Origin of the sequence: Xylanibacter brevis ATCC 19188 (genome assembly GCF_000621725.1) — a bacterium.
In the GTDB taxonomy this organism is placed as follows: domain Bacteria; phylum Bacteroidota; class Bacteroidia; order Bacteroidales; family Bacteroidaceae; genus Prevotella; species Prevotella brevis.
Genome location: NZ_JHXM01000007.1, coordinates 80,900 through 96,262 on the forward strand (window position 1 = coordinate 80,900; position 15,363 = coordinate 96,262).

The following is a 15,363-nucleotide window of genomic DNA, read 5'->3' on the forward strand; positions in this document are numbered from 1 at the left end:
TCTACAATTATGCGCAAATTGTTTGCTTGTTTAATCAAAAATATATACTTTTGTGGAACAATTATTAATCAAACTAACTAATCATCTTATGAAAAAAACAGATTTTAGAACGTGGGGCTTGTTGGCTCTAGTAGGTGTCGTGGTATTGTCTTTGTCTTCGTGTGCTACAATCGTTTCTGGTGGTAGTCCTAAAATCATCCTGGACGGCGATGTTGATGAACATGTAACCATTGTAACAGAAAAGCAAGTCTATAATGATGTAACCCTGCCTTATCAGGTGAAGGTTAATCGACATGCTATTGACGGACAACGTATTACGATTAAGTCTGATAACTATGAGTACAAAGATGTCATGCTCGAGAAGAAAGTCAACGAGTGGGCCTTTGGCAACATTATCTTTGGTGGTCTGATAGGATGGGGTGTTGACCTCTTGACCAACTGTGTCAGCAAACCCTCACATACAAGATATTCGGTGATAAAGACTGAAAAACAAAAATAGTCAGCGAGTATCATTAAATATAATGTTGTAAAGACGCCCATTCTCACCGGTGGAGGGCGTCTTTTTTTATATAGAATTCATTCCGCTTAATTCTGATTTTTTTTATATCTTTGCAACGGAAATTAAATGAACGATAGGAATATGAAAAAAAGAACATTGATGTTGACCGTGATGGCATGTCTGCTGACATTGACCTCATGGGCCAAGAAACCATCAACCCCCGTGGTTTATTTCACCAAAGAGATAACCCCCGAGGCATTAGTGAAGATTTACAAGGCGCTTGGTGTTGAGCCACAAGGACGCGTAGCCGTGAAGATATCTACTGGCGAAGGCGGCAACACCCACTACCTGAAGCCCACGCTGATACGCAATCTGGTGGAGCAGGTCAACGGCACCATCGTAGAGTGCTGCACGGCCTATGGCGGTACACGTCAGGACCCTAAGCGCCACTGGCAGACCATCCACGAGCATGGTTTCGACTCTATCTTTGCCGTCGATCTGATGGACGAGTTCGGACAGATACGTATTCCCATGAAAGACCAGAAACACCTGCACTATGACATCGTGGGCGAGCATCTGGCCAACTACGACTTCATGATCAACCTGGCCCACTTCAAGGGTCATGCCATGGGCGGCTTTGGCGGTGTGCTGAAGAATGCCAGCATCGGTGTGGCTTCTACCTCAGGCAAAGCCTATATCCACTCTGCCGGTAAGACCGACGATGCCAAGCTGGCATGGAACAAAGAGTATCTGGCAGCCGGTCCTACACAGGACGACTTCCTCGAGTCGATGGCTGCTGCCGCACAGGCCGTGCACAACTATTTCGGTGGTAAGATTATCTACATCAACGTGATGAATAACATGTCGGTGGACTGCGACTGCGATGGCCATCCAGCCAAACCCGAGCTGCAGGACATGGGCATCATGGCTTCGCTCGACCCCGTGGCACTGGATCAGGCCTGTCTGGACAAGGTGTTCAACTACAAAGGTAAGCCCGGCGACGACAACAAACCGCTGATCAAGCGCATCAACCGTCAGCATGGCACCTATATCACCGACTATGCCGAGAAGATAGGACTGGGTAAGAAAACATACACATTGATAAATATAGACTAATGAAAAAGCAAGTCTCTATGGTGCTGGCAGCCCTGGCTGTGAGCACGGCAATGATGGCCCAGACAGACAGTCTGGCGCTGCAGGAAGTAGTGGTGACAGGCACCCGCCAGGCCGCAGATGTGCGTCATCTGCCCATGACGGTGACCGTGATAGATCGTAAGACCCTGACGCAGAACCAGCAGCAAAACGTGCTGCCCACGGTGATGCAGCAGGTGCCCGGCGTCTTTGTGACCAGCCGTGGCGTGATGGGCTATGGCGTCAGTGGTGGTGCTGCTGGCGGCATCAGCGTGCGTGGCCTCAGTGGCGGCATAGGACAGATGCTGGTGCTGGTGGACGGACACCCACAGTATAACGGCGTGTATGGCCATCCCATCAGCGATAGCTATCAGACGTTGATGGCCGACCGCGTGGAAGTGCTGCGTGGCCCTGCCTCTGTGCTCTATGGTAATAACGCCATGGGCGGTGTGATCAACATTGTGACCCGCGGCATGCACCAGGATGGTGTGAAAAACAATGTGAGTCTGGGTGCCGGCAGCTATGGTACAGTGCAGGCCGACGTAGCTAATCAGGTGCGCAGCGGTCGCTTCAGCTCTACCGTGGCCCTGCAGTATAGTCGCTCGGACAACCACCGTCCCAATATGGGCTTCGAGCAGTATGGCGGTTATGTGAAACTGGCCTACGACCTCAACGAGCACTGGAATGCCTATGCCGACCTGGATCTGACGCACTTCAACGCCAGCAACCCTGGCAGCACCGACAAGCTGAAGATTGAGGCCGATCAGTATATCACCCGTGGCGTGGCCAGTCTGGTTCTGGAGAACCATTATGGCAACACCAGTGGTGCGCTGAGCGTCTATGATAACTTCGGTCGTCATAAGATCAACGATGGCTACAATGCCGTGGGCGGCACACCGCAGAGCGACTATTTCCGTTCGAAAGACGCCGTGGCTGGTGCATCGTGGTATCAGACCATGAGCCTCTTCGCAGGCAACCGCCTGACCGTGGGTGCCGACTATCAGCACATCTACGGACGTGCCTATTATACCAACCGCATCACTGGCGATGTTAACATGAGTGGCAACCGCAAGAAGCAGAGTGCCCATGCTCACGAGAATGAGGTGGCTGGCTATGTGGACTTCCGTCAGGACCTTTCTGCCTATGTCACCGTGGATGTAGGCTTGCGCTATGATCATCATTCTCAGGCTGGTGGCGAATGGGTGCCCCAGTTGGGTCTGGTTCACCGTTCGCTGGAAGGTGGTGAGCTCAGACTGTCGGTGGCTAAGGGCTTCCGCAATCCCAATGCCAAGGATATGTACCTCTATGGCACGGCCAACGACGAACTGGAACAGGAGCGCCTGTGGAACTATGAGCTGTCATGGCGCAAGCGTGTTGGCGATTTCCGCTATGGTATCAACGTGTTCTATGCCAAGGGTGACAATCTGATTCAGACCGTGGCAGGTAAGAATATCAACACCGGTGAGATAGAAAACTGTGGTGCTGAGCTGGAAGCCAGCTATCGCCTGAACCAGCACTGGGCCATCAACACCAACCACTCGTTGCTTCACATGGAGAACAAGGTAGTGGCAGCCCCCACCTACAAGGGCTTCCTGGGTGCCGACTATCGTCAGGATAAGTGGACGGTGACTGCCGGTCTGCAGTACTTAGACCACCTCTACACGGCTGTTGGTGCCAACGAGCAGAGCGAGAACGTGACACTGCTGAATGCCACTATCAACTATGCGCTGACCAAGTGCACAGCCCTCTGGGTGCGCGGCGAGAACCTGTTGGCACAGAGCTACGAGCTCAATGCCGGCTTTCCCATGCCTCGTGCCACCTTTATGGGTGGTGTGAACATCCAGTTCTAAAGGACGGGCAACCCCTAAAAAACATACAGAAGGAAGCATCAGACGTGTGTCTTGTTGTTTCCTTCTTTTTCTTTTGTGGTATTCTACGGTGGTCTTTCAGGTCCTTCAGCATGGTGTCAGGACCATTAAGATTGTAAGATTTGTTAATTCCTTTTCGAATTACAGCAGTAATTTGTAACTTTGCAGTCCCACAGTATGCGAACTGCGGGCACGTGCGTAAATAATAATGATTATACAATATCAAGAATGAAGAACAATTACCTTAACTGCTGTGTGACATTGCTGTTGGCTTGTCTCACAGGTGCTGCTATGGCACAAAAACCGAAAACCGCTGCCGCCACGCAGCGTTCTAAAGTAGATTATGTGAACCCCTTTATTGGTACCGAGGGCATGGGACACACGTTCCCAGGTGCTTGTGCGCCCTTCGGCATCGTGCAACTGTCGCCCGAGACAGACACCATCCCTCACAACGTGAACGGGCGCTACCAGGGAAAGGTGTACGAATATTGCGCAGGCTACCAGCACACCGACCAGACCATCGTGGGCTTCAGTCATACACACCTCAGCGGCACAGGTCATTCGGACCTGGGCGACGTGCTGATCATGCCCCAGACCGGACAATTGCAACTGAACCCAGGAACAAAGGAACAGCCCGACGGCGGCTATCGCCAGCGCTTCGACCATGCCACCGAACAGGCCCGTGCCGGCTACTACGAGGTGACACTGGCCGACAATGGCGTGCGGGCGCAGCTCACCGCCACTCAGCGCGTGGGCGTTCATCGCTATACCTTCCCTGAGAAGGCCGACCAGCAGCGACTCATCGTGGACTTGCTGCATGGCATCTATAACTACGACGGCAAGGTGCTGTGGTCGCAGTTGCGCGTGGAGAACGACACACTGGTGACGGGCTATCGCCTCACCAACGGTTGGGCGCGCGCCAACTATACCTACTTCGCCATCTCGTTCAGCAAGCGCATCAAGGACTATGGCTATCGCGACCGTAAGGCAGAGCGCTACCAGGGCTTCTGGGGCAAGTTCGACAAGCATCACCGTTTTCCCGATATGGGTGGCCGGTCGATGGTGGCCTACTTCGAGTTTGACACCGACGACAACCAGCTGGAGGTGCAGGTGGCCCTCTCGGCCGTCTCTACCGAGGGCGCCAAGGCCAACTTGAAGGCTGAGGCCAGCGGACGAAACTTCGACGAGATTGCTGCTGCTACCCGTCAGCAGTGGGAGAAAGAGCTGTCGGTCATCGACTGTCAGGGCACCGAGGCCCAGAAGACCATGGTCTATACCTCGCTCTACCACACCATGATCAACCCCTCTATCTATATGGATGTGGACCGCAAGTACCGCGGACTGGACGGCAATATTCATGTGGCCAGCGACTTTGATAACTATACCGTGTTCTCTGTATGGGACACCTATCGTGCTGAGCACCCCTTGCTGGGACTGCTCAAACCTTCGCGCAACACCAACATGATTCGCTCGATGATCAAGCATCAGCAGCAGAACATTGTAGGTATGCTGCCCGTGTGGAGCCTGATGGGCAACGAGGGTTGGTGCATGACGGGCTATCACGCCGTCAGCGTGCTGGCCGATGCGCTGGCCAAGGGTGCTAAGGTGGATGGCGAGGAAGCCTTGAATGCTATGGTGGCCACAGCCAACAATAAGTACTTCCCCAGCATCAGCGACTACCGTCGTTATGGCTATGCACTCTACGATAAAGATGCAACGGCTGCCTCAAACACCCTGGAGTATGCCTACGACGACTGGACCATCTATCATGCTGCCCAGCAGTTGGGCCGCGATGATATCGCCATCCAGTTCCAAACCCGTGCCACCAACTACCAGAACGTGTTCGATCCCACCCGTGGCTTTGCCTCTCCACGCTATCGCAATGGTAAGTTCAAGGCCGACATGGATCCCTACCAGACCTATGGCGAGGGCTTCATCGAGGGTAACAGCTGGAACTTCTCGTTCCATGTGCCTCACGACGTGCGCGGACTGATGAAGAGCATGGGCGGTGAGAAGGCCTTTGTAGAGAAACTGGACGCTCTCTTCGGTATGAGTCTGCCCGAGAAATACTATGCTGACAACGAGGATATCACGGCCGAGTGTCTGGTGGGCGGCTATGTGCATGGCAACGAGCCCAGTCACCACGTGCCCTATCTCTATGCCTGGACTTCACAGCCCTGGAAGACCCAGCAATGGCTGCGCACCATCATGAACAAGATGTACCGCAGTGAGATTCGCGGCTTGGGCGGTAACGATGACTGTGGACAGATGTCAGCATGGTATCTGTTCTCTGCCATGGGCTTCTATCCCGTATGTCCTGGTTCCGACCAGTATGTGTTTGGCGCGCCCTACCTGCCTGAGATGAAGGTGACACTGGAGAACGGACGTACCATCGAGATTCGTGCGCCGAAGGTGAGCGACAAGAACCGCTACGTGAAGTCGGTGCGTGTGAATGGAAAACCTTACAGCAAGTTGTATATCACCCACGATCAGCTGGTCAATGGCTGCGTCATCGAGTTTGAGATGGCTTCAAAGCCCAATAAGAGCCGTGGGCTATCGGCTTCCGACAAACCATACTCACTGACCGACGAGATGCAGTCGGCCAGCTCTTCAATTGCCAGTCGCATGAGCAATAAACTGACGGAGGAGGATAAGCGCTGGAACAGTCATCTGCGTGATATCACCTTCGTGGATATGAACCCCGAGACCAAGGGCTCGAAGATCTATCATGCCCTGATCTCGCAGCCCGACCCCTACATACGTAGTGTGGCTCGCGAGGTGATGAAATGCCTGTACTTCACGCCCGAGGACAGCATCCCTATGCTGAAACGTCTGGACTACATCGTCCGCAAAGCCGATGGCGTGTCGTGGAAAGGTGGCGGCAATGGTTTTGTGAACATCACATATACAACTGGACACATAGAACGCTCGTTTGAGAATAACGACACAGCATGTGTGGACTTCGAGACCCGCGGCGTGCTGCTCCATGAGTTGACCCATGCGTTCCAGTTGGAGCCACAGGGCATTGGCCCTTATGGCGGTCCCAACAAGGCTGTGTGGGAAATGGTTGAGGGCACAGCCGATGCCGTGCGTGTGGCCTGTGGCGGTTTCCACGGCGAGAAAGACCGTCCGAAGGGTGGTAGCTATCACGATGGCTATCGCTACATCGGCTATTTCTTCAACTGGGTGCGCGAGACGAAGGATGCCGACTTTATCCGCAAGATGAACCGCTCGTGTCTGGAGGTGGTGCCCTGGTCGTGGAACGGTGCTGTGACCTATGCTCTGGGTAAGGGCTACACCATCGACTCGCTCTGGGATGAGTACATGCGAGCCATGGGCGACAAGTAAGTATGTATAAAAACAGTTTGGCGGCGCTATTCCTTGAGAATAACGCCGCCAAACGCATTGTATAGGGCCACTAAACGTGGCGCATGATGCCGCCAAAAGTGGCGGATGCGGTTGCTTATTTCGGCTGTTCGGCCTCCAGACGCTCCACGGCACCCGTCAGACGGTTCAGCCAGAGGTGTGTGGTGTAGCGCTTGTTGAACAGTTCGCCGCTGAGCAGTTCTACGTTGCCAAACTGCGGTGCGGGGTGCTCCTCGGTCTGAATAGGGGTGATGCCATCGAAGAGTGTGACGCGCATGCGACCAGGCACGTTCACGTAGATGCCTGCTTCGAAAGGCTTTTTCTTGGCCTTGGCAGCGGCCTCTTCGTCAACAGGAGGCACGGTGTTGAGGTCTTCAACGCTCAGATAGAATGGAGCGCCAGAGAGATCGTCCTTCTCCACCACACCATTGAGGTCGGAAAGACGGAACAACAGCTGATGGCTGAAAGGACCGTCGGGGGTGGCGGTGACCACATACTCGGTGGTGTCCTTGCGGGTGGTGCCCACAAACAGAGAACTGAGCGCACGGTCCTGTTCCTCCAGCTGGTTGAGCATCAGTCGGAGCTGGACACCGTCTTTCGGCATGAAGTCGGCCTGACCCTTGATGAGCAGGTTGCGGTTCTCGCGCAGGTCGTAGATTTCGCGGGCGGTGAGCTCGGCCATCTTTGATGTGCTTCCTGCTGCCAGAATCTCTTCGTTGAGCAGCGTGCGGGCATTGATGGGCGCCTGACGGGGAGCAGCCTCGAAGGGTACAAAGTCATCTTCTGGCTTGGCGGGAGCTGCGTTGATGGCCAGCAGACAACCGTCTTGCGAGAGGGCTACATTGGCAGCCACGGTCTTGGCGTTGAACTTAACGGCATAGGCCTTGGTGGTGTCGGCAATAGCCACGGCTTCCTGGCGCACGCTGAGCAGGCGACTGCTGACGCTGGGCTCCTGAGCCACATCGACCAAGCGCAGGTAACGATGGGCATAAGCCGCGAAATCGCCTGGCTGGAAGGTGGTCTTCTCTACTAAGATATGAAATTTAATAGCAGTCTTAGGGAGAAAATAAACGGCTCCCTCGGGCGTGACGCCTGGCTGATAGCTGCTCAGTTGTGTCTGTGCCAAAGCTGCTACCACGCAACAGTGGAGCAGGGCAAGAAAGAAGTATCTTTTCATGTGTGAGATATGTTTTCGTTAACCTTTTAGTCTTAAGAATGCTTTGGGCAGATACTGGATGATGTCGCTGGCAATGAGACTCTCTTCACCCAGGTCCTTGGCGGCCAAATCGCCGGCCAGTCCGTGGAGATAGACACCCAGCACGGTGGCCTCCTGTGGCGTATAGCCGCGAGCCAGCAGACCGGTCAGGATGCCCGTGAGCACATCGCCGCTGCCTGCAGTGGCCATGCCGGCATTGCCAGTGGGGTTGAACACCACATGACCGTCGGGCATGCAGATGGCTGTATAGTGACCTTTCAGCACGACATAGCCTCCGATACGCTCTGCCAACTGGCGAGCCTTGCTCAGTCGTTCGTAGCTATCTACGCACTGTCCCTCCAGTCGTTCCAGTTCTTTGGGGTGGGGCGTCAGGATGGCTCCCTTGGGCAACTGCTGCAACCAGGCACGGCGCGTGGACAGGATGTTGAGTGCATCAGCATCAATCACGACGGGACATTGCGCACGGCGCAACTGAGCTATCATGGCAATGCTGGTCTGTTCGGTGGTGCCTATGCCGGGACCGATGCCCAGAGCCTGGAAATCTTCGGTGGCAACCGCCTCCGAGAAGATGGTCTCCTCGCGGTCCATATGCAGGATGGCCTCGGGAACGGCCGTCTGCAGAATCATGGCGTTGCGCTTGGGTGTGTGAATGGTCACCTTGCCAGCACCACTTCGCATACAGGCTCTTGAGGTCAGCACGGCTGCACCTGCCATGCCATAGCTGCCAGCTATGACCAGGGCGTGGCCCATGGTGCCTTTATGTACGAAGGCATCGCGGTTGTGCAACAGTTGGCGCACGTCGTTCTCCTCAACGATGCGATAGGGGGCATCGGTCTTGCTGATGGCCTCCTGACTGAGGCGGATGTCCAGGATGCGAACCTCGCCCAGGAACTGCTGGTGCTCGGCGAAGAGAAACGATAGTTTGGTCTGCTGGAGTGTCAACGTCATGGTGGCACGAATGATGTTGGCACGGACGTTATAGGTGTTGTCCTCGGTCATCAGTCCTGAAGGGACGTCGAGGCTGACAATATCTGCTTGAGAGGCGTTGATATACTTCACCAATGATGCAAAACCGCCTGCAAGGGGCCTGTTGAGACCAGCTCCGAAGAGACCGTCGATGACCAGCATGCCCTTCTCCAACTTAGGCGGGTCAAATTCTTGAGTGACCTCGGTGAACAGCGAAAAGCCCTTCTTGGAAATCAGACGCTGCTTGTTCTCGGCACAATCGGCTGAAAGGCTGCCAGTGATGTTAAACAGGTAAGTCTGTACCTGGTAGCCCATGTCGGTCAGCATGCGTGCAACAGCCAGCGCATCGCCACCATTGTTGCCCGGTCCAGCAAAGACCACGACGGGATAGATGGTGGGCCATTTCTCGGCGATGACACGTGTGAAAGTATGTGCAGCGCGTTCCATCAAATCAATAGATTTAATGGGCTCGTGTTCGATAGTATATTTGTCAAGTTCGCGAATTTGCGCGCTAGTGAATATTTTCATAACGCTGCAAAAATACTAATTTATTGTTAATAAGTGGTCGGTTTTCCCAAATTTTTTGTATTTTTGCATCAAAATTCAAATAAATCATTCGAATGAGTAGAGTAACTATCAAGGATAAGACGTTCGAAACGTCTATTCCTGAGGCAGAAATCCACGAGCGCGTGAAGGCTGTTGCTGCCCAAATCAACAAAGATATGGCTGGTAAGAACCCTTTGTTCCTGGCCGTATTGAACGGGGCTTTTGTCTTTGCAGCCGACCTGCTGCGTGAGATTACAATTCCTTGTGAGATATCGTTCGTGAAGCTGGCTTCCTATCAGGGAACCACTTCTACGGGTAAGGTGCATGAGGTGCTGGGCGTCAACGAAGACCTGGCAGGACGTCACATCGTGATTGTCGAGGATATCGTGGATACGGGTCTGACCATGAAGCAGATGGTGGAGTCGCTGGGCACACGCAATCCCGCCTCTATTCATATCTGCACGCTGCTGCTGAAGCCCGACAAACTGAAGGAAAACCTGAACGTGGAGTACGTGGCACTGCGCATCCCCAACGACTTTATCGTGGGTTATGGACTGGACTACGACCAGCAGGGACGTAATCTGCGTGACATCTACACCGTGGTAGAAGAATAATCAATTGTAAACACACATAAGCTAGAAAAATTTATTCAGGAAATGAAGAACATTGTAATTTTTGGAGCCCCTGGCTCAGGTAAAGGAACACAGAGTGACAAACTGATTGAGAAGTACGGACTGGAGCATATCTCTACAGGTGACGTACTGCGTGCTGAGATTAAGAACGGCACCGAGCTGGGCAACACTGCCAAGCAGTTTATTGACAACGGACAGCTGATCCCCGACGAGCTGATGATCAGCATCCTGGCATCGGTATATGACTCATTCGGTCGTGAGCATAAGGGTGTAATCTTTGATGGTTTCCCTCGCACCATTCCACAGGCTGACGCCCTGAAGAAGATGTTGGCTGAGCGTGGCGACAAGGTGGCTGCCATGATCGAGCTGGACGTTCCCGAGGACGAACTGATGAAGCGTCTGATTCTGCGTGGACAGCAGAGCGGTCGCGCTGATGATAATGAAGAGACAATCAAGAAGCGCCTGGTGGTTTATCACAACCAGACACAGCCACTGATCGAGTGGTACAAGCAGGAAGGTCTGCACCACCACATCAATGGTCTGGGCGAGCTGGATCGTATCTTCGCAGATATTTGTGATGTGATAGATGGAATCTAATTTTGTAGACTACGTAAAAATCATGTGCCGCTCGGGTAAGGGCGGCAAAGGGTCGATGCACCTGCGCCACGTGAAGTACAACCCTAACGGGGGACCTGACGGTGGCGACGGGGGTAAAGGCGGTAGCATTATCCTGCGCGGTAATCATAACTACTGGACGCTGTTGCACCTGAAGTACGAGAGACATATCTTCGCAGAGCATGGTGGCAACGGTGGTCGTGACAAGTGTCATGGCACCGACGGAAAGGACATCTATATCGATGTGCCTTGCGGTACGGTGGTGTATAATGCCGAAACGGGAAAATATATTTGCGACGTGACCTACGACGGACAGGAGGTGATGTTGCTGAAAGGTGGTCGCGGCGGACTGGGTAACTTCCAGTTCCGCACGGCGACGAACCAGGCTCCGCGCTATGCGCAACCTGGAGAACCCATGCAGGAGATGACCATCATCCTGGAACTGAAGCTGCTGGCTGACGTGGGACTGGTGGGATTTCCTAATGCAGGTAAATCAACGTTGGTGTCGGCTTTGTCTAATGCGAAGCCGAAGATTGCTAACTATCCGTTTACGACGATGGAGCCTTCGTTGGGCATTGTGGGCTATCGCGACGGCAAGTCGTTTGTGATGGCCGATATTCCCGGTATTATCGAGGGCGCCTCCGAGGGTAAAGGACTGGGACTGCGCTTCCTGCGCCATATTGAGCGCAACTCACTGTTGCTCTTTATGGTGCCTGGCGATACCGACGACATCAAGCGCGAGTACGAGATTCTGCTCAACGAGTTGCAGCAGTTCAACCCCGAGATGCTGGACAAGCACCGTGTGCTGGCAGTGACCAAGTCCGACCTGCTGGACGAGGAACTGATAGAGATGTTGCGCGAGACGTTGCCTCAGGATCTGCCTGTGGTGTTCATCTCGGCCGTGACAGGCTACGGACTCGACGAACTGAAAGATGTGCTGTGGCGCGAACTGAATGCTGAAAGCAACAAGATTCAGGGCATCATGGCAGAGGATTCGTTGGTGCACCGCGACAAGGATATGTCGATGTTTGCACAAGAGCTGGCCGATGAAGGCGAGGATGAAGACATCGAATATGTGGATGTAGAAGATGTCGATGACTTGGAAGATTTTGAATACGAAGACGACGAAGAAGTTTAGTTGATCAGTTTTCTACTAACATGAATAAGAGATTTTTGATGATGCTTGCAACGCTGCTCACCTTTACGGTGGCAGTTGTTGCTCAGATTACCAATTCAACTTTAGCAGGTACAGTGACGTATGTGGGCAGTACGGAGACGGTCATTGGTGCCACAGTGCAGGCTATGCACGAACCTTCGGGAACGCGCTACACGGCCATCACCAACGTCAACGGATTGTTTACCATCCAGGGCATGCGCCCCGGTGGACCGTATGTGGTGACGGTCAGCTACATCGGGTGTAAACCTTCTGTGTCAAAAGACATCACCCTGGTGCTGGGCGAGACAACCAAGCTGGACACCAAGCTCGCTGAGAGCACTACCGAGTTGAGTGAGGTGCTGGTGAGCGGCAAGGCTACGAAGTTTACGACGCAGAAGACGGGACCTTCTACGAACGTCTCTGCCCGGCAGATTGAGAACATGCCTACAACGAACCGTTTGATTACGGACATCGTCAGACTGTCGCCCTATGGTGGTAGTGGTATGATACTGGCTGGACGTGACGGACGTACGTCAAACTTTACCATTGATGGTGCCAACTTCAATAACGATTTTGGTACGACCATGGATCTGCCTGGTGGCGGTAATCCTATTTCAATAGATGCCATCGAGGAGATGCAGATTCTGATATCGCCCTTCGATGTGCGTCAAACGGGCTTTATCGGTGGTGGCGTGAATGCCATTACGAAGTCGGGTACAAACACGTACAAGGGAACGGCTTATGTGTATCACCGCAATGAGAATATGCATGGTGATGCCGTGAACCGCGAGCAGTTGACTGGCACACGCGAAAAGGACCAGAACACCATCTATGGTTTTACGCTGGGCGGACCTATCATTAAGAATAAACTGTTCTTCTTTGCCAATGGCGAGATGGCCAAGACACCGACGGTGGTGAATCGCTGGCGCGGTTCGGAAGACGGCGTGGCTGATCCTACGAACTATATCTCGCGCGTAAAACTGAGTGACCTGGAACAGGTGTCGCAGTATGTGGCCGACAAGTACGGCTATAACACGGGCTCGTGGACGAACTACCCGGCTGTGGACAACAACTATAAGTTTCTGGCACGAATAGACTGGAACATCACGGACCGCCATCATCTGGCACTGCGCTACAACTTTACGGACAACGCTTTGTGGAAGGCCACCAACGTGAACTCTATGGACGGCGCTAAGCGTTCGTCATACGGTCGTTTGTCGCAATATGCCTTGTCTTATGCGAACTCGCTCTACCAGATGAAGAACAAGGTGCACTCTTTCTCTATTGATCTGAACAGCAGATTGACGGAGAATATCTCGAACCAGTTCCTGGCCACGTTTACGAAGAAAGATGATGTGCGCGAGACGGACTCTTCCGACTTCCCGTTTATTGATATCATGGACGGTGCTGGTGGTAACTATATGTCACTGGGACATGAACTGTTCTCGTGGAAAACGGGTATTCATAATGACGTGTGGAATGTCAAGGATGACGTGACCTACTATCTTGGCACACACAAGATTATGGCGGGCATCAGCTATGAATATAAGATGGCCGACAATATCTATATGCGTAATGGTGCGGGATACTATCGCTATAAGTCGTTGGACGATTTCCTGACGGGGGCAACTCCCGAAGTGGTGGCATTGACTTATGGCTATAATGGTGAGATGGAGCCTGCCGTCAGAGTGCGCAACCATCGTCTGGGCGTTTATCTGCAGGATGAATGGGAACTGCTGTCAAACGTGAAGCTGACCTACGGTCTCAGACTAGACAACTTGATCTTCGATGATAAGGATATAATGACCAATAATGCCATCGCGGCCATTGATTATAACGGTCGTTCGCTGGATACTGGTCGTTGGCCTAGCAGTAGTTTGACGGTGTCACCTCGTTTAGGCGTGATATGGGATGTGTTTGGCGACAAGAGCCTGAAGGTGCGTGGAGGTACGGGCCTGTTTCAGGGTCGTCTGCCTTTGGTGTTCTTTACCAACATGCCGTCGAGCTCGAACATGTTGCAGTATAATGGCATCTGGAATGCAACAGGCCTGAACAAGGGTATGAACATCACTGAAGAAGGCATGAAGCAGCATTTTGCCGGCGACATCAAGACACGCACAGAATTGTATAACTATGTGACAACTCATGGACTGGGTCCTGTGAATATCACACCTGCAGACGGACAGGCGGGTTCTACCATCAGTGGCGTGGTGACCAACTTTAAACTGCCACAGGTGTGGAAGACGTCGCTGGCTGTTGACTATCAGGTGCCCGTGGCATTCCCTATGACGGTGACCGTTGAGGGTGTCGTGAACAAGAATATCAACGATGTGTATATCTCAGACTGGAGCTATTACAGTTCCAGCGAACAGCCTCGGTTCAAAGGGGCTGACTGTCGTCCTGAGTTTGTCAACGTGAAATATAAGGATGCTAACGGAAAGGCGCTGCCAAATGCTTACGTGCTGTCAAACACCAGCAAGGGCTATGGATGGCTGGGTAATATTACCGTGACGGCTCAGCCTTTCGAGTGGCTTGACGTGATGGCTGCTTATACGCACATGGTACAGAAAGAGGTGTCGGGCATGCCTGGCAACGATCCTTCTTCTACGTTTGCGAACATTCCTTCGTATAAGGGTCCTAATGAGGTCGGACTTCACAACTCATTGTTCGTGATTCCAGACCGCTTCGTGGCTTCGGCATCGTTGCACGATAAGTCGGGCAACCATTATAGCTTTATCTATGAGGCCTATCATGGCGGTGTGCGCATAGATGCTTCTACGGGCTATACGATGACTAACAATGTGTCGTATATGCTGACCAACGACATGAACCAGGATGGTTATAATTATGACCTGGTCTATATACCAAAAGACGATCAGGTGGGCGTAGGTAAAGGTGAGTTCCGCTTCGCCTCTGAAGATGATATGAAGCGCTTCATGGATTTCGTGCATAACAACGACTACCTGAAGAAACACCAAGGTCAGTATGCAGGAACCTATGCCGATCCTTCTCCCTGGGTGCATCGCATTGACTTCAGCTATAAGCACGACTACAACTTCAACGTCAAGGACACGAAGCATAAGTTGCAGCTGAGCTTCGACATGAAAAATGTACTGAACTTCTTTGATTCTACGTGGGGCGTGGCAAAGTATCTGAATCCTGCCATCGGAAATGATGCCCGCATCCTGACTTATAATGGTAAGGATGGTGACGGCTATCCCACATTCTCTACGCCTGCTAGTATTAATGGCAAGACAGAGACGTGGACGTACAGCTATGACGTAGGACAGTGCTGGTACGCAAGCATCGGAATAAAATACTTCTTCAACTAAGAGATAGGAACCCGCCGGTTTGACGGGTTCTTTTTT

Annotated in this window: 10 protein-coding genes and 1 pseudogene; 9 read left to right on the forward strand and 2 right to left on the reverse strand. The window is 52.8% G+C overall.

All coding sequences use genetic code 11. The features are described 5' to 3' along the window. Positions 1-88 precede the first annotated feature (88 nt). From T433_RS0104260 to T433_RS16790, 5 genes and pseudogenes are all read left to right on the forward strand, one after another. Positions 89-499, forward strand: a complete 411-nt coding sequence (locus T433_RS0104260) for a hypothetical protein (protein WP_027454981.1) — start codon at positions 89-91, stop codon at positions 497-499. Between the two features lie 141 nt (positions 500-640). Next, the gene (locus T433_RS0104265) at positions 641-1,615 is read left to right on the forward strand and encodes a DUF362 domain-containing protein (protein WP_027454982.1); all 975 of its coding nucleotides are present in this window, start codon (positions 641-643) and stop codon (positions 1,613-1,615) included. Beyond that, the gene (locus tag T433_RS0104270; RefSeq protein ID WP_027454983.1) at positions 1,615-3,480 is read left to right on the forward strand and encodes a TonB-dependent receptor plug domain-containing protein; all 1,866 of its coding nucleotides are present in this window, start codon (positions 1,615-1,617) and stop codon (positions 3,478-3,480) included. The genes T433_RS0104265 and T433_RS0104270 overlap by 1 nt, the downstream gene beginning before the upstream one ends. A gap of 246 nt (positions 3,481-3,726) precedes the next feature. After that, a pseudogene (locus T433_RS14595) lies at positions 3,727-6,087 on the forward strand (GH92 family glycosyl hydrolase); the annotation flags it as partial. 105 nt (positions 6,088-6,192) lie between these two features. Then, positions 6,193-6,846, forward strand: coding sequence for a basic secretory family protein (locus tag T433_RS16790; RefSeq protein WP_248616483.1), 654 nt, complete (start codon positions 6,193-6,195; stop codon positions 6,844-6,846). Between the two features lie 115 nt (positions 6,847-6,961). Here the strand turns inward: T433_RS16790 and T433_RS0104280 are convergent, their stop codons facing one another. Together T433_RS0104280 and T433_RS0104285 are read right to left on the reverse strand one after the other, a co-directional pair. Then, entirely contained in the window at positions 6,962-8,041 is a 1,080-nt protein-coding gene (locus T433_RS0104280; protein ID WP_027454984.1) for a DUF4831 family protein, read from the reverse strand. Between the two features lie 18 nt (positions 8,042-8,059). Then, entirely contained in the window at positions 8,060-9,574 is a 1,515-nt protein-coding gene (locus T433_RS0104285) for a bifunctional ADP-dependent NAD(P)H-hydrate dehydratase/NAD(P)H-hydrate epimerase (protein WP_027449931.1), read from the reverse strand. 92 nt (positions 9,575-9,666) lie between these two features. On the opposite strand from T433_RS0104285, the gene hpt reads away from it, so the two are divergent. Genes hpt through T433_RS0104305 form a run of 4 tightly spaced genes read left to right on the forward strand, consistent with a single transcriptional unit; the run spans position 9,667 to position 15,327 of the window. Then, complete coding sequence (gene hpt, locus T433_RS0104290) at positions 9,667-10,206, forward strand: hypoxanthine phosphoribosyltransferase (RefSeq protein WP_027454985.1); 540 nt, start codon at positions 9,667-9,669, stop codon at positions 10,204-10,206. Positions 10,207-10,248: 42 nt separating this feature from the next. Continuing rightward, on the forward strand, positions 10,249-10,821 hold the full coding sequence (locus T433_RS0104295) for an adenylate kinase (RefSeq protein ID WP_027449929.1): 573 nt from the start codon (positions 10,249-10,251) through the stop codon (positions 10,819-10,821). Continuing rightward, entirely contained in the window at positions 10,811-11,977 is a 1,167-nt protein-coding gene (gene obgE, locus T433_RS0104300) for a GTPase ObgE (protein ID WP_027454986.1), read from the forward strand. The genes T433_RS0104295 and obgE overlap by 11 nt, the downstream gene beginning before the upstream one ends. Before the next feature lie 20 nt (positions 11,978-11,997). After that, positions 11,998-15,327 (forward strand): TonB-dependent receptor, encoded by a 3,330-nt coding sequence (locus tag T433_RS0104305; protein ID WP_027454987.1) that lies wholly within the window; start codon positions 11,998-12,000, stop codon positions 15,325-15,327. Positions 15,328-15,363 lie beyond the last annotated feature (36 nt).

Bases quoted from the DNA above. Each gene is read 5' to 3' on its own strand.
- T433_RS0104265 (WP_027454982.1), top strand. From the start codon at position 641: ATGAAAAAAAGAACATTGATGTTGACCGTGATGGCATGTCTGCTGACA.
- T433_RS0104295 (WP_027449929.1), top strand. From the start codon at position 10,249: ATGAAGAACATTGTAATTTTTGGAGCCCCTGGCTCAGGTAAAGGAACA.
- T433_RS0104270 (WP_027454983.1), top strand. From the start codon at position 1,615: ATGAAAAAGCAAGTCTCTATGGTGCTGGCAGCCCTGGCTGTGAGCACG.
- obgE (WP_027454986.1), top strand. From the start codon at position 10,811: ATGGAATCTAATTTTGTAGACTACGTAAAAATCATGTGCCGCTCGGGT.
- T433_RS0104260 (WP_027454981.1), top strand. From the start codon at position 89: ATGAAAAAAACAGATTTTAGAACGTGGGGCTTGTTGGCTCTAGTAGGT.
- T433_RS0104280 (WP_027454984.1), bottom strand. From the start codon at position 8,041: ATGAAAAGATACTTCTTTCTTGCCCTGCTCCACTGTTGCGTGGTAGCA.
- hpt (WP_027454985.1), top strand. From the start codon at position 9,667: ATGAGTAGAGTAACTATCAAGGATAAGACGTTCGAAACGTCTATTCCT.
- T433_RS0104305 (WP_027454987.1), top strand. From the start codon at position 11,998: ATGAATAAGAGATTTTTGATGATGCTTGCAACGCTGCTCACCTTTACG.
- T433_RS16790 (WP_248616483.1), top strand. From the start codon at position 6,193: ATGAACCCCGAGACCAAGGGCTCGAAGATCTATCATGCCCTGATCTCG.
- T433_RS0104285 (WP_027449931.1), bottom strand. From the start codon at position 9,574: ATGAAAATATTCACTAGCGCGCAAATTCGCGAACTTGACAAATATACT.